Annotated in this window: 23 protein-coding genes and 1 pseudogene; 13 read left to right on the top strand and 11 right to left on the bottom strand. The window is 52.8% G+C overall.

Annotation, left to right across the window (positions count from 1 at the left end):
* Positions 1–640 precede the first annotated feature (640 nt).
* The gene (locus OOF89_RS20030) at positions 641–847 is read left to right on the top strand and encodes a hypothetical protein (RefSeq protein WP_266081368.1); all 207 of its coding nucleotides are present in this window, start codon (positions 641–643) and stop codon (positions 845–847) included.
* Positions 848–1056: 209 nt separating this feature from the next.
* Here OOF89_RS20030 and OOF89_RS20025 read toward each other — a convergent pair.
* A pseudogene (locus OOF89_RS20025) lies at positions 1057–1362 on the bottom strand (IS5/IS1182 family transposase); the annotation flags it as partial.
* Between the two features lie 593 nt (positions 1363–1955).
* Positions 1956–3077 (bottom strand): MBL fold metallo-hydrolase, encoded by a 1122-nt coding sequence (locus OOF89_RS20020; RefSeq protein WP_266081366.1) that lies wholly within the window; start codon positions 3075–3077, stop codon positions 1956–1958.
* 454 nt (positions 3078–3531) lie between these two features.
* Between OOF89_RS20020 and OOF89_RS20015 the strand changes: the two genes are divergently transcribed.
* From OOF89_RS20015 to OOF89_RS20005, 3 genes are read left to right on the top strand one after another with little or no spacing between them, the layout of a single operon-like run.
* On the top strand, positions 3532–4551 hold the full coding sequence (locus tag OOF89_RS20015; protein ID WP_266081364.1) for a thiamine pyrophosphate-dependent dehydrogenase E1 component subunit alpha: 1020 nt from the start codon (positions 3532–3534) through the stop codon (positions 4549–4551).
* Complete coding sequence (locus OOF89_RS20010) at positions 4551–5585, top strand: alpha-ketoacid dehydrogenase subunit beta (RefSeq protein WP_266081362.1); 1035 nt, start codon at positions 4551–4553, stop codon at positions 5583–5585. The genes OOF89_RS20015 and OOF89_RS20010 overlap by 1 nt, the downstream gene beginning before the upstream one ends.
* Positions 5582–5845, top strand: a complete 264-nt coding sequence (locus OOF89_RS20005; RefSeq protein ID WP_266081360.1) for a lipoyl domain-containing protein — start codon at positions 5582–5584, stop codon at positions 5843–5845. Before OOF89_RS20010 ends, OOF89_RS20005 begins: the two co-directional genes overlap by 4 nt.
* Positions 5846–6715: 870 nt before the next feature.
* Here the strand turns inward: OOF89_RS20005 and OOF89_RS20000 are convergent.
* Positions 6716–7783, bottom strand: a complete 1068-nt coding sequence (locus tag OOF89_RS20000; protein ID WP_266081359.1) for a Gfo/Idh/MocA family protein — start codon at positions 7781–7783, stop codon at positions 6716–6718.
* A 229-nt stretch (positions 7784–8012) separates the two neighbouring features.
* On the opposite strand from OOF89_RS20000, the gene OOF89_RS19995 reads away from it, so the two are divergent.
* A complete protein-coding gene (locus tag OOF89_RS19995; RefSeq protein ID WP_266081357.1) occupies positions 8013–8789 on the top strand; it encodes an oxidoreductase in 777 nt (258 codons plus the stop codon).
* A gap of 48 nt (positions 8790–8837) precedes the next feature.
* On the opposite strand, the gene OOF89_RS19990 is transcribed toward OOF89_RS19995, so the two are convergent.
* The 4 genes from OOF89_RS19990 to OOF89_RS19975 form a co-directional block, all read right to left on the bottom strand.
* Positions 8838–9461 (bottom strand): NeuD/PglB/VioB family sugar acetyltransferase, encoded by a 624-nt coding sequence (locus OOF89_RS19990; RefSeq protein ID WP_266081356.1) that lies wholly within the window; start codon positions 9459–9461, stop codon positions 8838–8840.
* Positions 9462–9475: 14 nt separating this feature from the next.
* Positions 9476–10621, bottom strand: coding sequence for a UDP-N-acetylglucosamine 2-epimerase (gene neuC / locus OOF89_RS19985; RefSeq protein ID WP_266081354.1), 1146 nt, complete (start codon positions 10619–10621; stop codon positions 9476–9478).
* Positions 10622–10624: 3 nt separating this feature from the next.
* Positions 10625–11680, bottom strand: coding sequence for an N-acetylneuraminate synthase (gene neuB, locus OOF89_RS19980; RefSeq protein ID WP_266081352.1), 1056 nt, complete (start codon positions 11678–11680; stop codon positions 10625–10627).
* Positions 11681–11761: 81 nt separating this feature from the next.
* A complete protein-coding gene (locus OOF89_RS19975) occupies positions 11762–12334 on the bottom strand; it encodes an NAD(P)/FAD-dependent oxidoreductase (protein ID WP_266081351.1) in 573 nt (190 codons plus the stop codon).
* 219 nt (positions 12335–12553) lie between these two features.
* Here OOF89_RS19975 and OOF89_RS19970 point away from each other — a divergent pair, with 219 nt between their 5' ends.
* From OOF89_RS19970 to OOF89_RS19945, 6 genes are all read left to right on the top strand, one after another.
* Complete coding sequence (locus tag OOF89_RS19970; protein WP_266081349.1) at positions 12554–13615, top strand: SDR family NAD(P)-dependent oxidoreductase; 1062 nt, start codon at positions 12554–12556, stop codon at positions 13613–13615.
* 70 nt (positions 13616–13685) lie between these two features.
* Positions 13686–14798, top strand: coding sequence for a DegT/DnrJ/EryC1/StrS family aminotransferase (locus OOF89_RS19965; RefSeq protein WP_266081347.1), 1113 nt, complete (start codon positions 13686–13688; stop codon positions 14796–14798).
* A 55-nt stretch (positions 14799–14853) separates the two neighbouring features.
* Entirely contained in the window at positions 14854–16320 is a 1467-nt protein-coding gene (locus tag OOF89_RS19960) for an amidase (RefSeq protein ID WP_266081345.1), read from the top strand.
* A gap of 330 nt (positions 16321–16650) precedes the next feature.
* A complete protein-coding gene (locus OOF89_RS19955; protein ID WP_266081343.1) occupies positions 16651–18600 on the top strand; it encodes a hypothetical protein in 1950 nt (649 codons plus the stop codon).
* Positions 18601–18670: 70 nt separating this feature from the next.
* Positions 18671–19609 (top strand): branched-chain amino acid transaminase, encoded by a 939-nt coding sequence (locus OOF89_RS19950; RefSeq protein ID WP_266081341.1) that lies wholly within the window; start codon positions 18671–18673, stop codon positions 19607–19609.
* A gap of 185 nt (positions 19610–19794) precedes the next feature.
* Positions 19795–20082: a cupin domain-containing protein gene (locus OOF89_RS19945; RefSeq protein ID WP_266081339.1), complete on the top strand. Its 288-nt coding sequence runs from the start codon at positions 19795–19797 to the stop codon at positions 20080–20082.
* Between the two features lie 25 nt (positions 20083–20107).
* Here the strand turns inward: OOF89_RS19945 and OOF89_RS19940 are convergent, their stop codons facing one another.
* The 4 genes from OOF89_RS19940 to OOF89_RS19925 form a co-directional block, all read right to left on the bottom strand.
* Positions 20108–21319, bottom strand: coding sequence for an MFS transporter (locus tag OOF89_RS19940; RefSeq protein WP_266081337.1), 1212 nt, complete (start codon positions 21317–21319; stop codon positions 20108–20110).
* Positions 21320–21551: 232 nt separating this feature from the next.
* The gene (locus tag OOF89_RS19935) at positions 21552–22307 is read right to left on the bottom strand and encodes a hypothetical protein (RefSeq protein WP_266081335.1); all 756 of its coding nucleotides are present in this window, start codon (positions 22305–22307) and stop codon (positions 21552–21554) included.
* A 51-nt stretch (positions 22308–22358) separates the two neighbouring features.
* Entirely contained in the window at positions 22359–23177 is an 819-nt protein-coding gene (locus tag OOF89_RS19930) for an alpha/beta hydrolase (protein WP_266081333.1), read from the bottom strand.
* Positions 23178–23460: 283 nt separating this feature from the next.
* Positions 23461–24312, bottom strand: a complete 852-nt coding sequence (locus OOF89_RS19925; RefSeq protein ID WP_266081330.1) for a winged helix-turn-helix domain-containing protein — start codon at positions 24310–24312, stop codon at positions 23461–23463.
* Positions 24313–24419: 107 nt separating this feature from the next.
* Between OOF89_RS19925 and OOF89_RS19920 the strand changes: the two genes are divergently transcribed.
* Complete coding sequence (locus tag OOF89_RS19920) at positions 24420–24842, top strand: DUF5788 family protein (protein ID WP_266081328.1); 423 nt, start codon at positions 24420–24422, stop codon at positions 24840–24842.
* Between the two features lie 139 nt (positions 24843–24981).
* Complete coding sequence (locus OOF89_RS19915) at positions 24982–25383, top strand: hypothetical protein (protein WP_266081326.1); 402 nt, start codon at positions 24982–24984, stop codon at positions 25381–25383.
* Positions 25384–25879 lie beyond the last annotated feature (496 nt).

Raw genomic sequence — 25879 nt, 5'->3', positions numbered from 1 at the left:
ACTAATCTAGAATTGAGCTCAGTCGGTACGCTTCCTACGCGGTGAATTATTGAGGCATTCAGCCTTGTTGAACTCCTCCATCGATGACAGGCTTCAGACATCCTGCTAATTACAGGGCGCGAGTCGGTCAGGCCAGTACGTAGTTGTGTGGAGAAGTATCGGTATCGCTATTCTTGCCCCCGGTGATTCTTACAGTCATGAACCAAGCACGCCTGATGAAGTCATGTTTTCTCGTTCTCGGTACAATTCTATTCATCGAGTTCACCGTCGTATTACGATTTCAACCGTCGTTCTATGGACTGGTGTCGCTCACCCTGAGCATTGGTTGCTTTGTATACTACTTTGGTGGGGGAAAGCGGATAGAAGAGGCATCACGGTCACAGGCCTTCGTCTATGCGTTCGTATTTTTCACCGGAGGGGTCGTTATATGGGTGGTCGCTCAGGTGCTGTCACTATATGTTCTAAGTTAATGACCCCTGAGAAAGTCAGCCCTCTATTTTCAGTATACTATCTCTATTAGAATCCGAGTAAACCCCCGGCTACCTGCTGAATAGAGGGTACGTCCCCCCTCATATCACTCGCTCATCCTTTGTTGTTCACGGAGGAAAAAGATTTTAGGCACTGACACAACCCATCAATAATGTTCAGCGAGGTTTCTTCGAAGCTCGGTGATGTGTCGCTGGTAATCTGGATGGTAATGGGGATGACTCTCGGAACTAGTCTCGGAACGGTAATCGGTGTCGTACTCGATCACATCGGACTCGGAATCGCATTGGGGAGTGCGATGGGAATGGGATTGGGAATTGCGTTGGGGTTGGTGTTTGGTGCGACATTCGACGACGAGTGAGAATACTGAATCACTTCGTTCATACATTAGAATGCCACAATTTCATATTGTTGATGTAAACGGACACTATCTGTTTGCGGTATCCTCTCTCAATATTTAGCAGTCCATTTCTTTCAGCATTAGAGACATATCCTCTCTTCACGTGAAATAGCGAGGGCTTGTTCCAATTTGCGAATGACGCACTTGATGGCGACTTCGCGGAACTGCTTTCACCACTGGCGTGACCGCACGAAGGCATCGAATTTCTGTTTGATTGCGCCGTTGACTGTCTCGTTCATGTTTCTACGATGGTAGCGGTCGCTGTCCAGCCGTGCATTCCACGCTTTATGGAGTGTGGTAAATTCGCGGTGTTTGATAAGTTGTCGAATATCGTATTCGTAGGCAAACGGTCGGAGCTTCTGGTCGTCGTATCCCTTATCACCGGTTAAGACTGTGATGGCCTTTGCGTTCCGTTTCACTACCAATGGTGCAATCTTCGTATCGTATTTTCGTGTCGTCGTTACGTGGATCTCGAGTCGAACCCGTGTAACAGCACGACGAGCCAACACCATCGCCCGATCAACGAATCGAAGGAATCGTGACTCCGGGAGACCATCCCTTGTCTCTCCAGCTGCTCACCGTTCATGTTTGTTAGCAAGGGTTTCAATAGGGCCAGGTATTTCTAACTCGTGCTTCGCATGGTCTTACTCTGAGGTGTTACTTTATCTCCGTCCTTTTTCCCATTTACCTGCTTTCGATATGTGGGGTCACCAGCTTCATGCTATTGGACAGTCGTCTTGGCCAGTATTGCTGTCCAGTATTACTGATTGATTGTGCTCTCCCCTGGTAAACGATATCGCCTTTTACTGTCTTACCCTACTTACCATCAGTACCACCGAATATTATATCTGGTCAGTGTTGCTGATCAGTGTTACTGACTGATTTGACTGGCTGCTGTTGGTAAAATCACCATCACGTGTTTTGTATTATTCACCTACTGAACTCGGCGACCACTGGGGGTTGGCCTCGTTTTCATCCAACTCAATAATAGAAATTGTATGTGTCTATCAACAAGACGGTGGATTCAAGCCACGAATTATTTCACCAACGAAGGGTCTCGCAGGTGTGATTAGTTCGCGGCGCAGTTGTTGGGACCGAGTTCAAGCGATTCGGCGTCCCCACTTGCTTGTTCTTTCCCCCAGTTTATTTGTTTTATCTGATTGTAGTTCGCGGGCTCGTCCGAAAGGCTCTCGACAATCGTTTCGACGAACTCCTCCTCGTCACCATCTTCGACGTAGCTCAGGAGTTCGTTATTCGCCTCCGTTCGGAGCGTCTCAAGGTTGGTTGCAAGTGGGCGAACTTGTTCGTCGTTGAAATGTCCTGGAAGGACGATCGTTTTATCGTCGAGGTTGACTAGTTGGTCGAGACTGTCGAACAGTTCGCTCGCTGCTTCTCGGATCGCATCTTCCGACCCATCTTCGAGGTCCGGACGACCGACACTCCGGAGGAACAGTGTGTCCCCGCTGAGAAGGGTATCGCCGAACACGAACGAAACGCTACCGGGAGTGTGGCCTGCAGTATGGTACACCTCGAGCTTTCGGGATCCAACCGCGATCGTCTCGCCGTCCTCGATTTCTGTGACGCGGTCGAGATCGGCGGTATCGTCTCCGTGGAGGTAGTATGGAACGTCGAGTTCGCCGGCCAACCGGCGCGCACCAGAGATATGGTCCGCGTGGGTGTGAGTGTCGGCGACACCGACGATATCCAAGTCACGCTTCTTGGCTGCATCGAGGTAGACATCTATGTACTGGCTCGGGTCCACGACGATTGCTTCCTCGTCGTCGAAGACGAGATATGAGACACATCCGGTTCCAGGTCGGACAATCTGTACTACATTTTCCCCGTTAATGTCATGTTCGCGGTGAGCGCGTCCCCAGCCATTCATGCCATTTTCGATAGATTTCGCATCATAACCCTTGTCACGGAGGTAGTCTGCGGCCCGTGCGGACGTGACTCCGCCGACACAGACGACGGCAACCTCTTCATCTTCGGGGATGTCGTCCAGCGACGCGCGGAGACCGATGAAGTTCTTGCTCAGCAGTTGGTCGTAAATCGGGAGATTGTAGCTTTCTTCTATTTGCCACTCTTCGTAATCATCCTCGTTTCGAACGTCGAGAACGAAGATATCCTCCGCCTCATCATCATACACTCGCCGTGCGACCTCCGACGGGTCGAACTTAGTATTGCTCATGTCGCCCAATACTACAGGCCACTCACTGATAAATCCGTTGGGTGTGTGGTCTCTCACTACGAACTCCCCACCCTATACAACTAGAATTCCATCCGTTTGACCTCTATTCCTCTTTGCTATTCGGATTTTGTTAATTCTGTCGGTCGAAACAATCGTGTGAAGTCCCTGCAATACAATCTAGTCGACAACGGCTTTGGGGTATCTCCACGTCTCCGTCCGTATCCCTTCGTAGGATCAGCCATCGTGACCCTATTGACTGACGTGGATCACCATCGTCCATCGACTGAATAAGATACTGTCCATAGTAACTCGCGCCCAGTAGCATCTTTGTCTCTGTGCCTTGATTCCGACAGCCGCTTTCCACCACATCCCGTCGACGCATCCCTAGCTATTTCTCGATTCACGATGTCACCTTTATGGGCATACCATGGTTGCTGTTAACGAATTACGTGAAATGTTCGATGATATGGTGACGGCGCGAAACTACGAGGAACGTCTGCAGGAGGAGTATTTGGAGGGGAAACAGCCTGCATTCGATATTTCTGCGGGGCCGATTCCGGGCGAACTCCACCTCGCGGCGGGGCACGAAGCATCGGGCGCAGGCGTGTGTCAACATCTTCGAGAAGATGATACCGTTACGGCTCCCCACCGACCCCATCACGTAGCCATCGCGAAGGGCGTCGATCTAAAGCGGATGACGGCCGAAATTTTTGGTCGTCAGGCCGGCCTTTGCAAGGGTAAAGGGGGACATATGCATCTGTTCGACCCGGATGTAAAATTTGCATGTAGCGGCATCATTGCGGAAGGCTGTCCGCCGGCGGTCGGTGCGGGACTGGCCGCAAAAAAGCGCAACACCGACAGTGTTGCTGTCGCGTTCCTCGGGGAGGGTGCGATCGACCAAGGTGCGTTTTTGGAGTCGCTCAACTTGGCGAGCGTCCAGAACTTGCCGGTCGTATTCGTCATCGAGGATAACGATTGGGCTATCAGCATGCCGAAAGAACGGGTCACGGACGTCGAAAACGGATCCCAGCGGGCGGATGGCTTCGACCTCCCTGGCGTTCGCGTTGATTCCGATGACGCAATCGCCATCTACGAGACTGCCAAGAAGGCAGTCGGCCGTGCCCGTGATGGAAACGGACCAACACTTATCGAAGTCCAGGTTCACCGTCGGATGGGCCATTTCATGGGTGATCCCGAGAGCTACCGACCGGAGACAGACACGGAAGCTGCTCAACAACGGGATTCGATCGAACGGCTTGCCAGTGATCTCCGTGCACACGGTGTCGATGAGGAGGAAATCGAGGAAATTCGTGATAACGCCCACGATCGCGTCGAGGAAGCGATCGAATGGGCGAAAGACCAACCGGAACCTGAACCGGAGGAGGCATACGAAGACGTATTTTCGAATCCACCGTCCGGCGTTACCGACACCGAGCCATCCATCGAGATTCGTCCCTCGGGAGGTGACGACTGATGGCACAGCAAGAACCAGAACAGGAATCTGGGCGGATGCTGACCATGAGTCGGGCAATGGTTGAGGCGATTGCTCACGAGATGCATGAAAACGAGGAAGTCTTCTACATGGGTGAGGATGTTGCCGACTACGGTGGAATTTTCGACAGTACTGACGGCCTGCTCGACGAGTTCGACCACGACCGAATTATGGACGTTCCAATCAGCGAAACGGCATATCTCGGAGCCGCCGTCGGTGCGGCCCAGGAAGGGATGCGACCGATTGCTGAACTCATGTTCGTCGATTTCTTCGGCGTCTGCATGGACCAGATCTACAACCAAATGGCGAAAAACACCTACATGAGCGGTGGGTCGGTGAACGTCCCAATGGTGCTCACGACGGCAGTCGGCGGTACCTACAATGACGCCGCACAACATTCCCAAACCCTCTACGGGACGTTCGCGCATCTTCCCGGGATGAAGGTCGTCGTGCCCTCGACGGCGTACGACGCGAAGGGCTTGATGCACAATGCCATTCGTGACGACGATCCGGTCGTCTATCTATTCCACAAACGATTGATGGGAATTGGTTGGATGCCTGCCCCAGACGGACCAAAAACGGCGGTCCCCGAGGATGACTACACGATTCCATTCGGTAATGCCGACATCAAGCGCAAGGGTGACGATGTTACCGTCGTTACCCTCGGACTCCACGTCCACCGAGCACTCGAAGCGGCTGATTCACTCGCCGACGACGATATCGAAACCGAAGTTATCGACCTCCGAACGCTCGTTCCGCTCGACACCGAGACCGTTCAAGAGTCCGTCGAAAAAACCGGTCGGTTAGTCGTCGTAGATGAGGATTACCGTTCGTTCGGCGTCACTGGCGAAATCATTGCGAGCGTTGCAGAGGGGTCGCTCGACGATCTTGACGCTGTCGAACGAGTCGCGGTTCCGGACGTACCCTTGCCGTATGCCCGGCCGCTAGAGAACGAAGTGATTCCGGGGACTGACGACATCATTGAGACCGTTCAAAACGTACACTCGAATTCATGAGTTCGAATTCCGATCGCGTCTCAGTCGATACGGCCGACGTGTGGCCGACGGATGTCGAGGAGGACGAGGCAGTGGTCGTCAACTGGTTCGTGACCGAAGGGAGTCACGTTGAGGCTGGTGACGATCTCTGTGAGTTCCAAGTCGAAAAAGTGAGTATCGACGTTCCAGCACCGGTGACGGGTCAGCTCGACGAAATCATCCTCGACGAAAACGACGAGTTCGAAGCGGGTGAAACGCTTGCTTGGATTCGGCCGGGCTGAGGTGTATCGCGTTTCGACGGAACACCACAGGCGCGGCGTCTTCATCGAATTCCCACGTGAACCACCCGCTGGCCAGACGAACCGCCGGAGAAGGCCATCGATGGTGGCACACCCGATTACCTCAATACTGACTTCGACGGTAACGGTATCGACGACTGTGCAGAGCATGGTGACAGAAACGACAGCGGTCTCCTGACTACTGTGAGCGGGACGTGACACCAGACCCCCACTCGACATTGACTTCGTCAATTGAGGAAACGGCACACGAATCGGAGCTACGAACGAGCGTTCCTGAATCGGGGATGCTTTCGGACATTGGCCCTTCATACATGAGACTCCTCGGATTGTTCTGTGCGATCGGTTGAGCGCTGGCGATCGGCTACCGCTGGCTGTGAGCGGACGCAACGGGATTCAAATCCGTATTTGAAGAATATGGATTCCTCTCGAAGCCCACCACTATCGATCTACGTAGGATTAGCTCCGATCAAGCGTATTCAGTCCTCCACAGCTTTAGAGGTAACTCTCTGAGTATTCGTTTACGAACTCCAGCAGTAAGTTTCAGTTTCGTCGGACGATTATCCCGTTTAACATGAAGACACTGGTTTGACGCCGTCTGTGATGACTGCATCCTCCCTGTGTCGTTCGGCTTCGCGTCTTTCGACCGCGATAACCTATCAATCGTGTCTTTATGCAGTACTGGCCAGACCGCGGTACCCTAATCAGTAACAGCCATGCACCATCACCTCCTTACACATAGCAATTTACCTATTATATCTATAGTTTAATAAACTTTTCTGTAAATAAATTTCATTGATGAGTGAATGATGATATATAAGTACTTATCCGATTCTGTACGTCTCAAATTAATATTTAAATGTCGTATTCTAGAGGGACCGCTCGGAACGGTTCTTCTATCGGTAATACAACGCGAGAACCTGTAAAATCCGAGATTACTGTCCCAAAAAGTGCCTCTAACCCGTGAACTGCACGGGTACCGGGTACAGCGTTGTGCTCGCTGCCGTTGAGGATTCCTACGATGTGATCTACGGCGTTCTCGAAGAGGGGTTGTGCTGGAACCATCCCGGGTTCGAATGTCGAATGAACTCCGTCGATATCTCGTTCCCAAAGCGCTTCCAATGGTTCCGGAGGTTCGGTAAGGGACCGTAGACCGTCTTCGATCCGCCAGAATTGGCACTCGTGATCAGCATCTTGTGCGATACTTAACGGCATCGACAACCGACCTCGGTCGCTCTCCAGATACAATCTATCTGCCGACCCAGGGGCTGGATTAAGGGTGGCGATAACATCGTTTTCCATGACGAAAGTCCCCCCGCCACGAAATCGGGTGTAGCCATGCGACGAAATCGGCTCTACGTACCCACCTCGCACGTCTTTCACGCGCGTATCGAGCAGGTACAGCAGGAGGTCCATGTAGTGTGTTCCTATGTTGAGCAACTCCCCACCCGAAACGACCTCGGCTGACCGGATCGTTCCGAAAACGTCCGTTTGGTGGAGCAGTCGGAAAAGCGCCTGAAAGCATTCGGAAAATCTGCGCGAGTGGTTTACGAGTAACGTGACTCCAGCCCGTTCACACGCAGCTACCATCCTCGAAGCGTCACGCACGCTCGTCGCAATCGGTTTTTCACACAAGATAACGTGAGGTGGTTGCTCCGCGTTCACCGCGTCGATGACGTGCTCTCGATGCAGGTGTCCCGGAGTCGCTACCGTGACGATATCTAGTCTTTCGGTTTCCAGTAATTCCGAGTGCCTATCGTAGCGCTGGCACGATGGAATATTCCAATGCGACCCCATTTTGGCGACGAGGTCCGGATCCGCGTCCGCGATCGCCTGGAGTTCTATATCGTCGTTATCGAGAAACGCTTCCGCATGGTTTCGGCCGACCCGACCGAATCCGATGACCCCTGCTGTGTACGTCATTATCACCCACAATGATTCTCTCTCGCTTTATTGTTTGTATTTTTATCCGAAATGAAAAACCGTCCCCCAAATCCGTTCAATCACCGCGAAATCACGAAGTAAAATACGATTGTATATATTTTATATTATATGGATCTAATTGTCACGCTATGTCTGACTCCGAGCTCAATGCAATTCGGTGTGACCCTCGAATCAACAGTGTGACCAACTACACGAGCGAGGAACAGCAGTGACCGATCGATTCGATCTCTCCGAAAAGACAGCCATCGTCGTCGGTGGTGCGGGACTTATCGGACGGGCGGTTACTCGTGGCCTTCTCGACCACGGAGCTACGGTGATCGTCGCTGACGTTAACGAATCGGCCGGAACCGAACTCGTCTCGGAGCTCGGAGAAAACGTGGAATTTGCCCACGTAGATTCCACCGTTGACGAGGAAGTGCAGGCGACAGTCGAGACGACAGTTGAACAATTCGGGTCGTTGGATGTCCTTATCAACAGTGCGTACCCAAGAAACGAGAACTATGGCCGGGAGTTCGAACAAGTCACGATAGACGACTGGCACGAAAACGTGTCGCTGAATTTGGACTCCTATTTTTCGACGGCTAAACACGCATCGGCCGTTATGAAGGAACAGAACTCGGGCGGCGTAATTATCAACTTTGGATCAATTTATGGGGTTCAGGCACCGGATTTTACGCTCTACCAAGGAACGAATATTACGAGTCCGGTGGAGTACGCCGCGATCAAGGGTGGCGTACTCAATCTTACTCGCTACCTGGCGTCGTACTTGGGTGAGTACGGTGTTCGCGTCAATGCGGTAAGTCCTGGTGGTGTGTCAGACCAGCAGGGCCAGCAGTTCGTTGATCAGTACGAGGAACGAACGCCCCTTGGTCGAATGGCGGACGCGGACGATATCACTGGTGCAGTAGTGTTTCTCGCGTCGGACGCCGCGAGCTACGTTACCGGACACAACCTTGTCGTCGACGGCGGTTGGAGCATCTCCTGAATCGATTGATCCGACGGGTCCGACCGAGTGTTGAAGTCCGGAACGGTTTCATTCCAGCGGTTCTGCCGGGACACCGACAACGGTCGCACCTGCGGGCACATCTTTCGTGACGACTGCCCCGGCTCCGATCGTCGCGCTTGCTTCGATATTTGTATGGTCACACACGGTTGCACCCGCCCCGACGAACGAATCCCGCCCGATCACTACCCCTCCGGAAATCGTTGCTCCCGGCGCGACCGTCACGCCGTCTCGGAGCGTCGAATCGTGGGACACATTGGTGAGGCTATCGATAATTACGTGGTCACCGACAGTTACGTTTGGCCCGACGTACGCCTGTGCGTTTACCGTGACTCCCTCGCCGAGGGATGCAGTTGTAGAGACCGTCGCCTCGTTTGAAACCGCATTGAAAAAACCAAGACCGTATTCGCTAACCCGCTCCGCCAGCTCGAGTCGGACCTCCTGATTCGCACCGAACGCAACGAGAACGCTGTCCTGTGTCGGTTCGAGGTTCGCTAACATCGCTTCGCCACCGATGATTTCGGCACCGTAGATAGACTTCCCGTGTCGAGAGCTATCATCGTCGATGATCGCCACGTCGTCGATATTTCCGTTTCGACGCAGAACGTCGAGAACGACACATGCCTGCTCTCCGGCACAGTATAGTATCTTCACTTCTGTCCACCTCGTCAATACGTAATCGACTTCGTGAGAAGTCGGTTGTCGATCGATATCGTTTCAAGCGTTTTGACGATCCGGTCCGCCGCGCCGCCCATGTCGTATGGATTCGTGTATTCGCGATTACCGCCAGTTTCGAGCGCGGTTTCAATCCCGTCACATATTGCCGCCGTGTCGTGAGGGACGCTTTCGACGTTCTCAGCCCGGTCGCGACCTGCCTGCCGCGGCCCGACATCGACTACTGGAAGACCGAACGATGGCGCTTCGATTATTGCACTACTTGAGTTCCCGACCATCACGTCTGCTGTATCCAATAGCCCGAGATACGTCCGCCGTGGAAGGCTCTCGAACGTGGCGAATCGATCGGACGCTTTGTACCTGCGAATCGTTTCTATTATCTGCTGGCTTCCAGCGTCGGCGTTCGGATGGATGACGACGATTTGTGCGTTGAACTCAGTGATCGCTTCGAGTGTTTGGCGCATTTGTTCGCCAGCGTTCTCGGGATTGGTGGTTTCTGGGTGTTGAACGACTACAGCGAGCGGTCGTGTACTATCGAGATCGAGCGTCTCTCGGACGTTCTCGGCGTCGTCATATTCGCCGTCAATTACGTCGTCCAGCCCTGGCGCGCCGACAGTTTGTATGCGCCACTCCTCCTCGCCGAGACGTAAAATCCGCTGTTTGCTCGCCTCGGTCGCGGGAAAGTGGATGTGTGCGAATTTCGTGAGAGCATGTCTGATACTGTCGTCGATGGTCGCCCCCTTCATCGCGTCCCCTCCGTGTATGTGGGCAACTGGAATGTTCATGTGTGCGGCGGCGATACCAGCGCCAAATGCCTCGCCCCTGTCGCCAAGCGTGAGAACTACGTCTGGTTCAATGGACTCGAAGCTCTCTGCGAGTCCCGCGATACCAAGTCCAAGTGATTTGGCCATCCCACGTCCAGTGTCGCTTCCGAGCAGCGTGTCGACGGAATCCGTAACGTCGAACCCGTCTTCTCGAATCCGATCGATCGTGTGGCCGTGTCTCCGTGAAAGATGCATCCCGGTTGCAACGGTCGTCAGCTCCAACGTGGGGCTTTGCTTTATTTTCGCCATCGACGACGATAGCAGTCCGTATTCCGCTCGCGTGCCAGTGACGACGGTTATCTTTTTCGTCGGCATCGATCACTCCTCATCTACATTAGCTATCGCATGCGCCGTTATCGGCGCATTGGAGTCCAGATCCGTTGTTGTTCGCTTACCGAGGATCGAATCGAATGCGGCAGGGGAAAGTCCGTTAGCGGGTCGGAGAATCACCACGTCGTCCCTCGTGAGTATTTCCCCTTCTCCGATTTTACGGCTAGTATGGAGGCTCTTCCGAGCGACTTTGCGGTTCTCTGATTCGGACGGCACCGGTTTTTTCTCGGGGGTGCCCCTTGCTTTCGCCGCCCTGCGGGCAATTGTGACTGCTCGGTCTAGTTCGTCGGGGGTAAGTGACGCTTCGTGGTCGGGGCCGGGAAGCGATTTATCAAGTGTCATGTGCTTTTCGATTATTTGGGCACCGATACTCACCGCGAATGCTGGGGTCTCAACTGCTGTACTGTGGTCCGAATAACCGATCGGGACCGAAAACCGTTCGTTCATAGTTTCTATGGCGCGGAGGTTCAGACTTGATAACGCTGCGGGATAGGATGAAACACAGTGGAGGAGACTGAACGCGACCGACGAATTGGCGTCCCGTATCGTTTTTACTGCCATCTCGACCTCAGCAAGCGTCGCCATTCCCGTGCTTACTATCACCGGTCTACCGGTTTTGGCGATGTATCGGAGTAACTGGTGATTAGTGAGTTCTCCGGATCCGACTTTAATGGCGGAGACGTCGAGTTCGTCCAAAAGATCTACGCTCTTCCGGTCGAACGGGGAGGAGAGAAACGTAATGTCAACTTCGTTGCAGTATTCGAGAAGTTCCTCGTGTTCTTCGGTAGTCAGCTCGTACTGTTCGAGCATCTCGTGCTGTGAGCCCTCCGTTCCGGTTCGATTCTTTTGATACTCCGCTTTTGGGGCTTGCTCCGCGACCAGTCGGTCGGTTTCGAACGTCTGGAATTTGACCGCATCGGCATCGGCTGCCGCGGCGGCGTCTATCAGTTCTTTCGCACGTGCCATGCTCCCATTGTGATTCACGCCCACCTCAGCGATGAAAAAAACCCCGTTGTCTTCGATTTCGTTACCGTCGATTATCATATTCGGCTCTGTCGTTTATTAGTCGCTTTTCATTCTTCCACGACCGATACATCGAAGGGTGTCTGGAAACCGAGCGACGATTCAGTTACTAGCGAGTGTTGGAACGTCATCCGGCTTGTCGAAGTCGTGGAATCCTTCGCCTTTCTCCTTAGAAAGGATGTTGAGGGCGGCAGTGGCACCGTCTCCTGCGGAGATGATGGCTTCCATCTCTTGGTCGCGGACCATTGCACCGGTCGCATATACGTTAGGGACGCTGGTTTCCATTCGAACGCTGACATCTACTTCTTCTTCCTCGGTGAAGTCACAGCCGAGGTCTTTAGCGAATTGACGGTTCCGTCCCGTGGCAAGCACCACGTAGTTAGCTTCGTACTCGCTTTCCTCGGTGACGACTTCGAACCCGTCCTCTGTCTCTGATATTCCCGTGACTTCCTCACCCTGGTGAATGGTCGTACCCCTGTCGGTGACCTGTCCACGGGCAATAGTCATAAATTCAGACCCACTGATACTTCGGATACCTAAGTAGTTAAACAGGTGGGCCATATGCATCCACGTCTCGTCTGTATCGAACACCACGGTATCGAGACCGTTTTTCTGGGTGAATAGTGCAGCACTCAATCCAGCGGGACCGCCTCCAACGACAGCAACAGTGGTCATTGGTTAGATAGATGTCTCTCGATGATTATTAAATCTTTGGATTAAATAAATTTATAATATTATATGTGTCTTGTACCAATCGAGACGATTTTATTTTATTGAGGAATTTAGGTTACGAAGGCGTCTCTATTCGACTGCCGATCGATACAAATCTGTAAGCGTCGTGTTTTAACAAATCCAAGGAAAAGTTTATTGCGTTATGGATTCAACATCATTTACATGAGTTATCTGGAGGGAAAAACGGTTCTCGTCACCGGTGGAGGTGGATTCATCGGTTCGACGCTCGTGAAACGTATCGCGGAGCACGATCCGGATGAAATCCGCACGGTCGATATCGACGAGAACGGTTTGGTCGAACTCAAACGCCAAGTAGGTCAGAACGAGTCGATAAATTGTCTGCTGGGTGATCTCCGTGACAAGGATCGGATCAAGGCAGCAATGAACGGTGTCGAGGTCGTGTTTCATGCCGCTGCACTCAAACACACTGACTTTAGCGAACACCATCCGTTCGAAGCAGTCAAGACGAACATCGATGGCAGTCGAAACCTGATCGAGGCAGCACTCGCTGAAGGAGTCGAGTCACTCACTGCGATCAGCACCGACAAGGCGTCCAACCCGGCATCGGTTATGGGGGCGACCAAATTTCTCATGGAACGACTTATCTCTGCGGCCAACAAGCGCCATCATATGTCCGAGACGAACCTGAACTGCGTTCGGTTCGGGAACGTCCTCGGCTCGACGGGGTCAGTCGTTCCACTCTTTCTCGACCAGATCAAGCACGGCGGGCCGATTACCGTCACTGACCCGGACATGACGCGCTTTATAATGTCTGTCGATCGGGCAGTTGATCTCGTTATCGACGCAAGTGCAGAAATGAAACCCGGAGAAATTTCCGTGTTGAAGATGCCGGCGTTCCGCGTCGGCGACCTCGCCGAGGTACTTCGAAACGAGTACGCACCGGAGTTCGGATACGACCCCTCGGACATTGAGATCGAACTCATCGGGAAACGCCCCGGCGAGCGCATTCACGAGAAGCTCATCTCTCGTGACGTGATAGACCGTATCTATGAAACGGAGAACAAATACATTATTGCGCCTCAGTTGGATCTTGAAGAGCGAGGCGTCACGCATCAAGTGACCAACTGTCTCACGGGCGAATATACGTCCGCCGATACGGACCTGCTTTCTCCCTCTGAACTCATTTCTGAAATTCGAAACTACCGCGACGAGTCCCAACCCACCGGTAAACAGACTCAGAGAGTGCTGAAACAGCAGTCGTGATACTAGTCTCTAAGATCCAATGATAGAAGAAGTTCCTCTCTTCGAAATCTCGTGGGGTTCTGAGGAGGTAATGAACGCGGTTGAATCCATCACTCGTGGTCAATACTGGGCCAACGGCCCCTATATCGACCAATTTGAGGAAAAACTCAAATCGTTTTTCGATATCGAACACGCGGTCGTCTTCAATACCGGAACGACAGCACTCGTTTCAGCGCTCCGTGCTCATGGAATTGGTGAGGGTGACGAAGTAATCGTCCCTTCTTTTACGTTCGTTTCGACTGCCAACGCGGTTCGAATCGTGGGTGCGGAGCCCGTATTTGCTGATATCGAACGAGACCGTTATGGCCTCGACCCTGAGAGTGTAGCGGATCTCGTATCCGACGATACAGCCGGAATCATCCCCGTTCACTACGCCGGGAGTGCCTGTCGAATCGAGTCCCTCTCCACTATTGCTGAGCAGTACGACCTGGTTCTCATCGAGGACGCCGCCGAGGCGTTCGGAGCTACCGCGAACGGAAACGCCGTTGGTACGTTCGGAGACTCCGCTATGTTGAGCTTCTGTCAGAACAAGGTCGTGGCAACCGGGGAAGGTGGAGCTGTCATCACGGACGATGCCGACCTCGCAGCAGACCTCCGATTGATCCGTTCACACGGCCGTGCGTCGGGTGATTATTTCGAGTCCAGTTCAACGGGACAATACCGTACCCTCGGAAACAACTTCCGCATGCCGGATGTCGTTGCGTCTCTCGGTGTCGCTCAACTCGACCGAGTCGATGAATTAATTCGAGGCCGTCGTCGGGTCGCAAAAGCGTACGCCGACCGAATCGATGCCATAGACGGAGTCGAACCGATGACGGACCCCGCTGATGGTCGTCACGTCTATCAACTCTACCCAGTCACGTTCGACGCCGGGATCGACCGTGATGCTGTTATCGAATCGCTCGCAGAACGGGGAGTTTCCTCGAAAGTGTACTTCGAGCCAGTCCATCAGAATAGCTACTATCGAGAGACGTACGACCGTCCTATCGATCGACTTTCAACGACCGTAGACATCGCTTCACGAGTTCTGTCGCTCCCGATCCATCCAGAACTCACGACTGCGGAAATCGACCACGTTAGCGCCGCCCTCACAGTAGCCATCGAAGAGGAAGGTCAACGTCCAACCGAACCATCACCGACGTAGTTTGAAATGACGATTACAGAACGAATACGAATGATAGTATATAATTACGAGAGGCATGACCGAGTGGCAATATAAATCGGCGGCCGAAATCGCGACACAGGTCCGACAATGTGAGGTCTCACCAGTCGAAATCACGGAGTGTTTTCTCGAACGTATCGACCGAAGAAATGATGAGCTGAACGCCTATGTGGCGGTCGGGAAGGACAAAGCACGGGAGAGAGCAAAGGCGTTGGAGCGTACCGCGGAGCGGGGTGGTAGGCTTGGACCGCTGGCTGGCGTCCCGATCGCGCTCAAGGACCTCGATGCTTTCAAAAAGGGGCTACCCCAGATGTTCGGGTCAGTAGCGTTTCAGGACAACATTGCGGATTTTGACTCGACGTTTGTCGAACGGCTTGAGGACGCTGGTGCAGTTATACTCGGAACAACGAACACACCGGAATTCGGCCACAAGGGAACGACCGACAATCATCTCTTCGGGGCGACAAAAAACCCGTTCAACCTCGACCGAAATGCGGGCGGCTCCTCCGGTGGAAGCGCGGCGGCTGTCGCCGATGGTCTCGCCACGCTCGCTCACGGGGGTGATGCCGGTGGTTCTCTCCGAATTCCAGCGTCGTTTTGCGGTGTATACACGATCAAACCGACATTTCGGCGTGTCGCGTCGGTTGATCGACCGAATGGATTCGGTGCTGCAAACGGCAACTTCGTCCACCACGGTCCCATCGCTCGAAGTGTGCGCGACGCCGCGTTGATGCTCGATGTGATGAGCGGCCCGCATCCTCGGGATCCACTTAGTCTACCGGACGACGGAATCGACTATCTACAAGCGACTGACGATTCTATCGACGGTTACAAAATCGCGTATACGCCGGATTTCGGTATCTTTCCGGTAGAGAAACAGGTCCGAACCGCCGCCGAGAACGCGGTCAGTGTGTTCGTTGAGGAAGGGGCAACCGTCGAACCTATCGAAGTCGAAATCGGCAAGAGCCATCGAGAGCTCACCGAAGTGTGGCTTTCTCTCACGGCTGTGAGCTTCGCAACGATGAACGGAAACTTACAGCGAGACTACGGTGTCAACCTGCTGGAGGACCATCAGGACGACCTCGCCGACGAAGTCATACAGTTGATACGAGATGGCCAAGATGTGACCGCTTCGGAGTATATCCGTATGCAACGCCATCAGACCGACGTCTTCGACGCTATCGAGGATGTTTTCGAGGATTACGATCTGCTCGTTTCACCCACGCTGGCTTGCCTTCCGGTCGAGAACGCCGAGCGCGGGCAAACGCTCGGTCCGACGGAAATCGAGGGGGTACCCGTCGACCCAACTATTGGTTGGTGTATGACGTACCTACTGAACTTCACGGGGCACCCCGCAGCTTCGCTCCCAGGAGAGTTTACGGACAGCGGTCTTCCAGTCGGTCTGCAAATCGCTGGGCCCAGATTCGCCGAGGACGACATACTCGCTGCAAGTGCAGCGTTCGAACGTGCCCGCCCGTGGATGGAAGCGTATCCGCGGCGTTGACTGTTGCAAGCTATCTTTAAACAGCGAGAGAATCTCGTCGCTTACCGCGGGCGTGAATCGCGCATGCTTTGTGAGGCGACTACCGTCAGTTGCATGGCCAAAACTCCAAACGCTTAGTACACTCCGTGAAGTGCCTAATATCAAGGGTTACGTTGGCTTCCGGTACTTGCACGGAAGTACGAAACGGTCCTGAAACCTGCTCGGCATCGGGCCGGGTTTCCTCTTGTGTGGGAATCCCCGTCGTAAACGACGGGGAGGATGTCACTTGTCTCTTCATTAATTGGTGCCATTATTGTAAAGTATTAATAACTCTGGAAATTAATAAAAAATATGGTCGTCTACACTACTAATACTGACGGATTCGCTACCGTTGCCGAGAGAATCGCGGCGGACCGCGATGAACGTCTCGTAACCGATCTCGCGACTGCGACTGCGTCGAACGAACACGTTCTATACGTCGATGATCCGGCCAACATTACGGAGAATACCGCGCTGACGTTTCAACAGAGGCTACTCGACCGAGGTGTGGAAACGGGAAGCTTCAGTATCATCACGGGTTACACTCCGGAGCTCGCCGAAAAGCTGTATTTCGACAAAGTCGAGAACAACGGTGAAGACCTCCTTTCGTTCATGCGACAACCGCCCGAAGGTGCACAAACTATCAAGAACGCGACGGTCCTCGAACGAGACGAAGTGACGGTCGGGGCCCTTAAAGATCTGACCTCGGAACCGCTTCGTTCGTTCGGCATCAATGCGAACGGACGAACGATTCATATTTCGATCTCTGACGGATTCATCTGCGGTAATCCAATTTCTCAGTCCGTCAAGGATTACTCCGGTCGTCAGCCGTTTTGCGTCGAAGACGGCGAAGTCAACTGTCCGATAGCGGACGATCTTATCTCTGCTGAGTCCATCGACGCGGCTCATCTTGCTATCCTGTCTTGTTCTTCGACACTTCCCAACGCAACATCTGACCTCCCGATTCTCCCGTCTTTGGGCCTACTAGACGGCGCTGATTCCTTGATAGGAGCGTATCGAGTCGCACCGAGCTGGCCGTACGAACTACTGTTACACCACGTTCTCCTCATGTCCGGATACGACCTGAATGAGCGGTGTTATCTCCTCAACAAGAACTCCCACGTCAACGGTATTATGGGCTATCCGTACCTCGCGTACGGACGACCGGACGCGAAAATCGACACCCCGTACACTCCGGACTTTGATCTTGAATACCACGCTGATGTCGGTGAACTATCGATCCATCTTTCGGCCGTCGATGGATATGTGTGCGATTTCACCGTTCCGAAGGGGTCTGCACCCGCATATGACGAACGCCTGTACGTCCGAAACGAGGGTGATACCGATATCCCACTGTATTATCTTGCCTTCGAGGACGATGCCGTAATTCGAGTCATACTGTTCAGTGGCGGGAAAATGCAAACCGACCTTGACGTGGCTATCAGTGGCGATTACGCTCACCGACTCAAGCGGGATGTGATGGTCGATTCGATACGGAATATGACGAAAACGGAAGCGACGGGATTCTTCGGCACTGAGATCACCGACCGTGTTTCCGAAATCAGAAAGGAGGCCCGAAACCTGCCAAAACAGACCGAAGCCGAACGATTCGATGCAAACCGACATGGAGAGATGGGATCGGCAGTTAACTCGGTCTATGGGCAGGTCAACTCGATCAGGGAGAGTCTCGTCTCGATGCTCAGAGCGAAAGGGGATTTTCCGCTATACAATTACGCTGGTAGCATGCGTGACGACGAGGTATACGCTTCCGAACATACCTGCCCAATTTGTTCCGTGCGTCCGCTATTCATCAAGCAAGTGGCTTCTTGGGACGGGGAGAACAAGCGACTGTTTTGCGCTTGTCCGCGCTGTGGCGTCGTTTTCGATGTTCCGACGACCAAGCGAGATCCGGCACCGCAGTTCCCACTCGTCGAAACCAACCTTGGAGACGCGGGCGTTTCGGATCCGATACTAACGATACAGTTCGAAAACGAAGAGGACGTGCCTCTTCAAGCGACGTTTCTTCCGATTGTCATTCATTTGGACAACGAAGAAAACGAGTTCTTCGACCCGGGACAGCGCGAGGTCGTGTTAGCTCCTGGTGAAAGCCACACTGCGGAATTCGACGTCAACGCGGATGAATTCCCGGATAACATGTACTACATCATGGGTGTGGTGATCGCAAACATGTCGATCTACGCTGGGTTTACCACGATCGTTATTGGGGACCGCGGTGCGTACTATCCCGGTCACCTTCGATAAGCCTCAAACCACCCACTTGTCGGTCCGAGCGACCAGAATAGTTATACAATCGGGTAGATTCTTCCGATGCATGGTTGATTTTGATGAAGTCAGCACCGGGGCTGTATGGATGGACGGCGGATTTATCGATTGGGACGACGCGACGACCCATGTTCTTTCCGAGGTTGCAACATTCGGTGCGGGCGTTTTCGAAGGCATTCGAACGTATCCGACCGAAGAGGGACAAGCAGTGTTCAGACTCGAAGACCACCTCCAACGGTTGGAAAACAGCGCGAAACTCATCGGAATGGATCTCGAATACTCCGTCGAAGAACTTTCTGCCGCCGCACGGGAGGTACTCCGACGGAACGACGTCAACGAATTCGAGACCTCGTTTTACGTCCGTCCATCCGTCGGTTACGGCTATCACGGTATCGGAAATCCGGAAGCAGCGCCGGTGAACACGTACATATTCACGTTTCCTCTCGGGCGACTGTCGGGGGAAGACGCTCTAACGAACGGCATCGAGGTCATGATTTCGCCCTGGCGGCGACTCCACTCTTCACAATTCCCGGTTCAAGCGAAAGCGAACGGCGTCTACCTCATGTCACTGCTATCAAAACAGGAGGCACAGCGGAACGGGTACGATGACGCGCTCCTTCTCGACATGGATGGTAACCTTGCAGAAGGAGCTGACTCGAACGTCTTCATCGTCCGAGATGGGGTACTCTATACGCCGAGTCTCGACTCAGGAATTCTGCCAGGGGTCACCCGTCGAACCCTCATCACTCTCGCACAGGATCACGGATACGAGGTAGAGAAAAAGACCATTACGACTGGCGAGTTGCTGACCGCTGATGAAGCGTTCCTCTGTGGGACCGGTGTTGAAGTCACACCCGTGACTGCGGTGAACACGACCACTATCGGTGATGGGGTGCGAGGACCGATTACCGAGGAATTACAGAGCCTCTATCTCGACCTCACTGCGGGAGAAATCGACGGCTACGATGGGTGGCTTGATCACGTATAGCGAACCTCATTCTCGATGTCGTACCAGTTTTCAACTTCCGCACGAATTAAATCAGATGCACGATAACTATTAGTATGGTACGAAGCTACCAAGATGAAATGTCTCCGAGAGTCTACAACAGACGAGAAATTCCTGCCACGGACATCACGGAACACTCGACGATGCAGGTATTTCGAGGACAGAATATGATGGTCGGATTTTCGACACTCTCTCCAGAAATTGACGAATTTTCGCCGTACACCCATCCGTGGGAGCAAATTACGATGGTAACGCGGGGAACCTGTGATGTTCTCATCGGCGGTGCAGTGCAATCGGCATCGAAAGGCGACATGTTCGCCATCCCACCAAACGTCGAACACGCGGTTCGCGTAACCTCGGACAAAGACTGCGAACTCATCGATATCTGGCCCTTGGTCGAGGACTATCTCGAATACACTGAATACCAGGACGAGTTTGGCGACGTGGATTCATAGCTTCAACAATAGCAATCGACTATCCTCAATCCGTGGCTGTTGCTTCGGATTCGTTGGTGGACTGGTCTAGTGTACGAATAGGGGATGTAAACAACCAGACTATCGCTGCGAGGATCATGATTCCGACGCCAGAGAGCACTAGCATGTCGATAATACCAGTCAGTGTCACTACTTTTCCAGCAAGGAACTGTGCAGTTCCACCGGCTAACGACATCGTCATCGAAACCCCCGACAAAGCCGTTGCACGACCGGTGGATCCTAACCGGTCGTTGAGATACTGATTCCGAAGGGGTCCGGTGATCGAGCGTAACCCCCGTAACATGAAAAACACGAGGATTATCGCTTGTGGAAGAAGATAGACGCTCGCGTACGCCACTACGATAAGCGGTACCAGCAGAACGAATGCCGTTTGGATGCCGATTCGGTCTTCCACTACCCCTGTGAGCGAGGCAGCACCCGCAGATAGTAGTTTAAATACGCTGTACATGATTCCGATAAGGGTTACCGGCATGCCGACAGCCACTGCGGCGGGTTGCTCGAATGTGCGAGCGATTTCGATCACCGCAAAGAAAAGCGAAACGTAGAGAACGAACCACCGAATTTTCGGCTCGCTGACCTGGATACGAAGCGCCTGCACCGCGTCTCGAATCCTGAAATGGTCGTGGTCTTTGTCTTTAACTGTGACTTCCGGAAGCGAAAGCAAGATGGGAATGCCGAGTGCACTCAACACCGCGTTGGCGAGAAACGGTGCTATCGGGTTGAAGGCAAAGAGCGCACCTGCTGCTGCTGCGGTGAGCGCAGACGTACCGAATGTGAACGTTTTCCCACGGCCGTTAATTCGGGCGAACTCGGATTCGTCGAGTCGTTGTTTGAGCATCTCGTACAGCCAGGCCTCGGCCGTTCCGGATTTGAACGACGTTCCGAACGCCCAAACGACGAACAGTACTATAAATTCGCTGAACGAATCAGCAAATGGATACGTTACCATGACCAGCGCAACGAGCGTATTCCCCAGTATTAGGCTTCGTCGTCTCCCGATTCTGTCGCCGAGATAGCCCGTCGGTATCTCGGATGCAACGATTGTAAAAAGAAACACACCTTGCGTAAATCCGATCGCGTCGAGTCCAAGACCTTGATACTGCATGTACAGAATCCCGACTGGAATGAAAAATCCATTGCTGAGAGAGACGCAGTATGCGTAATAGCGCCATACCGTCGACCGGCCGGAAAAGATCATATTTTCTGACTCCGGTCGAATTTACGACGAAGCGGCTGCATATTCCATTTCATAAGATAAAGAATAATTCTTTACAATAATACTTCAACATTTTTATCCACGCTCTGTTAAAATCACTGTCTTATAGAACTTGATCGCTGTAATACCCTAACATTCCCGCCAAGTAGATTGGTGTTCTCAAGATGGGTTCATGATCGGACGTTCCTTGGATTTTAAACCCCCTTGTTCGATATCAGATGTTTTCCGACCGCCGCTTTTTGAAAACGTCGACCCATTCCTCGTCGGTGTCGATACAGGCGTACCGAACTGAATCGAGTTCCCGCTCCGCGGCAATCGCGGCCGGTGCAGTAGCCGCGCATGGAACCAAGAGGAGTTCGTCGGGTTCCATCAGTGCGCCAAGCCATGTTTCGTATGGCGAAAACGGCTTGACGTTTTCATCATTCCATTTCTCCGGTCGCGTCGCAAATTGTCGGACTGAAACCGTTGTTTGACGGTCGGTTTTCCCTTTGTGCGCGAACACGACTGAGTAACCACCGGATGAGAAATACTTTCGGTCTGAATTGCGTTCGGGTTCGCCCTTCGAGTTCAGATACGTAACGCCGCCGGTTCGACGATAGCCGCCCCCATCATACTCGTCATCGGTCTGGGCCGCATCACCCCATTCTTCTTTGAGGTACTGGATGAGGTGTGGGAGCAGCCAATCTTCCGCATCAGCGATGAGCCAGCCGCCATCCTGTAACGCGTCGTAACAACTGTCGAGAATGTCGGTCGTTGTTACGGAGTCGTCTACGTTCAGTGATGAACTCACGTCGTCCTGTGACTCATCGAACGGATGGGTGGTAAAATCGGCGTCAAACCGTGTTATTCGCTGTGGAAACGCCCAGGCGTCGTCGAGAGCGATAACTGCCGCTTCCGATTCGTACTCCTCGAGGACCTCGGCAGCGTTGCCAATTACGTAGTGTTTCCCGTCTTCTATTTTATACTTCATAAGCATTGGAATAACTCTCTGAGTTGAAAAGCATTGTCAATGTATGTGGAATCATATTGCAAAGCTGGAGAATTGATCTGCAAGAAACGACTCGATTCGTTTCAGTCCCGATTCGTAATCCGGACCCTCAGCAGTAAAACAAAAGTGATCCCCGCCAAACGAAATGTACTGTTCAGGTTCGTTTCCCATATACGAGAGTTGTTCATACAATTGAACCGACTCGTACAGCGGCACTTCTTGATCATTTGTAGACGCTAAAACAAGAAACGGTGGCTCATCTCCATCGATGTGGGTGCTGCAAGAGCCTGCTCTATATGCCTCACGGCGGGCGATGTATCGATCTCCAAATAGTTCGTAAATGAATTCTGAGGCGAAGAGACGGGAGGGTTGAATCTGCCCGAGCTTTTCGAGATTGTACAGGCCGTTCAGAACGATGGCGGCATCCACCCGACTCGATTCATCCGGCCCGTCTTCGGGTTCAAGCGGCTGATGGTCCGGCGTGACTGCGGCGAGAGCAGCGAGATGCGCACCCGCTGAGTGGCCACCGATAACGACTCTTCCAGGGTCCAAACCAAGCAGGTTTGCATTCGCTTTCAGCCACTTAATGCCGTACTTTATATCCATGATTGGCGCTGGAAATCGTGCCTCCGACGATAGACGATGGGTAAACTCCAGCCCAACAACGCCTCGTTCCGCTAATCGAGTTAGATGTTGCTCAAACATTCCCTGATGATTGGTCATCCACCCACCACCGTGGATGAGTGCCACTGCCGGGGCATCTTCTACGCCCGCTCGAGCATAGACATCGACGGCAAGGTCTCGCTCCGGTGTACTTCGATAGATCAACCGCTCCCGCTTTACTGGTTGCATGGTGTGTAATTAACCGTACTGAGTATATATTTTTCATAATTTAGGTGGCAATCTGACCGGTGCTGAACTATAGACCTCGTCGGATTTTGCCTGTCCGAACTAGTACGTTCACACAGCGAATTCTCGCTCAAATAAGACCACCGCGTCTCTCGAATCAACTCGCTTCGTCAAACTCTCTCTACTCCCATCTTCTGCGTTTAGCCTCAGCAAGTGAAACCACATTCGAGCCGCCATGCGAGAACGCGAGAACGTCTAACTGAGCATCAGCAAGAATTGGGATCTGTTATGGATGGTCTGTCGAAACGATAGTACCATCCCGGTCGAGTGTGACGTGGAGTTCGTCGCCATCATGAGCCACGTCGATTTGGAGACGGAGTGGGTCCGAAGATAGCATCGTTTCGCTTCCGGGCTCACAAAAGTCCAGCGTCCAGAACGGAACCGTCCGAATGTCGATCCCGCGTTCGTAGTAGAAGGACTGAACGGTGGGGTGGCCGAGGACCAACAGTCCGACGGGGACGCCGTGGTGGAAACCACAGCGGCGACACTCGCCGTGATAATGGTAGTGGTCCTCGCGTGCGCCACCGTAACTAATACTACCGTCGACATGTCCGTAGCATTCCGCACAGATCCCCTGTCGGGTCAGCGCAATCCACTGGTGCTGCAGCATGGCGACCTGTTCGACCACGGCGTCGTCCGGGTGAGAGTCGAGGACACTCGGCGGCACTGACAGCGGGATGGTATGATCGTCCGCTCCACAGGTGAGCCAGAGATTCCCGTCCCTGTAAACGAGTTGAACGCGGTCGTCACAATACTGGCAGTCGCCGGGTGTGTCGACTGGCCCCCATCGCCAATCGGGGTCGAAGACGCCGGAAGCGACCGTCGAGAGGATCGCCATGCCGATACGCGAAAGACAGTATCCTGTTGGCCCCTTCACAACCAGGTCGCCCATTCGGTCGAGGTGGTAGTTGAAGTTCCCGTTGTCGCGGACGCCGACGGCCGTTCGGAGTTCAGTGTATTCAAGCCACGGATCGTCTGGGGTCTCCTCGTGTGCGTTCGCCAGCGTTCGGAGGATGTCAATTCGGGTTGAGTTGCTCAGGAGGTCGAAAAACTCGTCCGAATCCATTACCCCATTCATCTTTCGGAGGTATTATCCTGGTTCCCCTAAACGTTAGTGACAACCTCCTAGGAGTAATTCGTTGCTCGGAACGCCTATCTTCCAATCGCATGACGTTTCAAACGGATATGACACAACAAATGAGCGAACATCAGTGCACGGAGCTTCTGGAACAGGTGTACCAGACGAGCGGGACTATCGGCAGTTCAATTCCAGAGATGGTTCGAATCGAAGACGAATCTGTTCCCCTCCGTGAGTTCTATTTCGAGGTTGCTGACCGCGATGACCTGCAGGAGACAGAGCGCGAACGCATCCAGGCGGTGCTCTCATATCTTCGTCGGCAGCGGTTGCAGCTGGTCCGACAGATTCGAGAGCGCGAAGTTGACTACCAGACCGGACAGGCGATAATCCCTAAGATTCAGAACCTTGACCGGGCGATCAACGCCTTCGAGTCGCTGGACGACCCGTGCTTTGGAGAGCAGGTACGACGGGAGAAAATCGAGTCAGCGCGTGAACTAATCGATCTCATGCGAAAGCTCGGTAAGCTCTAGACGCGTCTTGGAGCTACTCAACCTGATCAACTAACTGCAGTAGTCAGTATGCCATAGGGGATCTCCACGATTACCCGGGTCCGGAAGTTGAGACTGAAGATCTCAACGCGTAGGAATCGGTACGAGCGGGAGTTTTATTATGGCCTATCATAATTGTCAAAATATGATCTCATTTAGAAATGTTTTTTCTGGTGCCATTGGTATGTGTGTGCCTACGGCGATCCTCTATCTCGATGGGTACTGGAATGTGCAGTTAGTCGTTCTAATTGCGGCTATGTGGGGCATCGGTGGATGGTCGCTTTCCCAGCATGTATCGGTGTGGGAACAGATGGATAATAAAGCAGGTATCTTGACCGTTTTTTTACTCGTGGCTGTTCCACCATTGGGAATCCATGCTCATCTCCCCATCTCAGCTGACCTCCGGATTGCACTCTGGTATCTCTTTGCGGGAGCTGGTCTCTCTTTCTGGGGATTAGGTATACAAATGGTATCCAAGACATTATCTAATCAGTATCAACAATCCACCACCTCGATCGACTAACGTGTCTACTCTTCAGTCTCGACGCAGCGTCTTTCTACCAATATTGACACTCACGGAACCGCTGGCTAGCCTTTGATACGACAACTACGCTTAAAACGGGAATGGAAGCTAGTTCATCACTTATCGCCATTGGCACGGTCATGTTCATTGGGTTCATTAGTGGGATGCCACTTGGCGTGGTTGGGTATCGTTATAATTGAGCCTGAATTGGCCTATACGAACACAAAGACGAAGCAGCGTCAACACGAATGTCAACGTACGATGGTGGGCTCACCGATCAGAACTGGATTCAAGAGGTTCGATTCCTGAATGTGATATTTATCGGTCATTCTGGTCGCTCATTTCATACGTACATTGATCTACCGTCGGAGAACTCTCGACTCCCTATCTTGATCAAAATCTTGCTGATATCAACTATCAAAATTACTGATTAGAATTACACTTATGGAAGATAGCAAAATAATTCTAAAATATTAATTGAAATAGATATAATCAA

The organism is Haladaptatus caseinilyticus (genome assembly GCF_026248685.1).
Taxonomy (GTDB): Archaea; Halobacteriota; Halobacteria; order Halobacteriales; family Haladaptataceae; genus Haladaptatus; species Haladaptatus caseinilyticus.
The sequence above is the reverse complement of the archived record's forward strand: the minus strand, read 5'-3'. Positions and strand labels throughout refer to the sequence as shown.

Coding starts and splice junctions, on each gene's coding strand:
- OOF89_RS20030 (WP_266081368.1), top strand. CDS start 641: ATGTTCAGCGAGGTTTCTTCGAAGCTCGGTGATGTGTCGCTGGTAATC.
- OOF89_RS20020 (WP_266081366.1), bottom strand. CDS start 3,077: ATGAGCAATACTAAGTTCGACCCGTCGGAGGTCGCACGGCGAGTGTAT.
- OOF89_RS20015 (WP_266081364.1), top strand. CDS start 3,532: ATGTTCGATGATATGGTGACGGCGCGAAACTACGAGGAACGTCTGCAG.
- OOF89_RS20010 (WP_266081362.1), top strand. CDS start 4,551: ATGGCACAGCAAGAACCAGAACAGGAATCTGGGCGGATGCTGACCATG.
- OOF89_RS20005 (WP_266081360.1), top strand. CDS start 5,582: ATGAGTTCGAATTCCGATCGCGTCTCAGTCGATACGGCCGACGTGTGG.
- OOF89_RS20000 (WP_266081359.1), bottom strand. CDS start 7,783: ATGACGTACACAGCAGGGGTCATCGGATTCGGTCGGGTCGGCCGAAAC.
- neuC (WP_266081354.1), bottom strand. CDS start 10,621: ATGCCGACGAAAAAGATAACCGTCGTCACTGGCACGCGAGCGGAATAC.
- neuB (WP_266081352.1), bottom strand. CDS start 11,680: ATGATAATCGACGGTAACGAAATCGAAGACAACGGGGTTTTTTTCATC.
- OOF89_RS19975 (WP_266081351.1), bottom strand. CDS start 12,334: ATGACCACTGTTGCTGTCGTTGGAGGCGGTCCCGCTGGATTGAGTGCT.
- OOF89_RS19970 (WP_266081349.1), top strand. CDS start 12,554: ATGAGTTATCTGGAGGGAAAAACGGTTCTCGTCACCGGTGGAGGTGGA.
- OOF89_RS19965 (WP_266081347.1), top strand. CDS start 13,686: ATGAACGCGGTTGAATCCATCACTCGTGGTCAATACTGGGCCAACGGC.
- OOF89_RS19960 (WP_266081345.1), top strand. CDS start 14,854: ATGACCGAGTGGCAATATAAATCGGCGGCCGAAATCGCGACACAGGTC.
- OOF89_RS19955 (WP_266081343.1), top strand. CDS start 16,651: ATGGTCGTCTACACTACTAATACTGACGGATTCGCTACCGTTGCCGAG.
- OOF89_RS19950 (WP_266081341.1), top strand. CDS start 18,671: ATGGTTGATTTTGATGAAGTCAGCACCGGGGCTGTATGGATGGACGGC.
- OOF89_RS19945 (WP_266081339.1), top strand. CDS start 19,795: ATGATGGTCGGATTTTCGACACTCTCTCCAGAAATTGACGAATTTTCG.
- OOF89_RS19940 (WP_266081337.1), bottom strand. CDS start 21,319: ATGATCTTTTCCGGCCGGTCGACGGTATGGCGCTATTACGCATACTGC.
- OOF89_RS19935 (WP_266081335.1), bottom strand. CDS start 22,307: ATGAAGTATAAAATAGAAGACGGGAAACACTACGTAATTGGCAACGCT.
- OOF89_RS19930 (WP_266081333.1), bottom strand. CDS start 23,177: ATGCAACCAGTAAAGCGGGAGCGGTTGATCTATCGAAGTACACCGGAG.
- OOF89_RS19925 (WP_266081330.1), bottom strand. CDS start 24,312: ATGAATGGGGTAATGGATTCGGACGAGTTTTTCGACCTCCTGAGCAAC.
- OOF89_RS19920 (WP_266081328.1), top strand. CDS start 24,420: ATGACACAACAAATGAGCGAACATCAGTGCACGGAGCTTCTGGAACAG.
- OOF89_RS19915 (WP_266081326.1), top strand. CDS start 24,982: ATGGCCTATCATAATTGTCAAAATATGATCTCATTTAGAAATGTTTTT.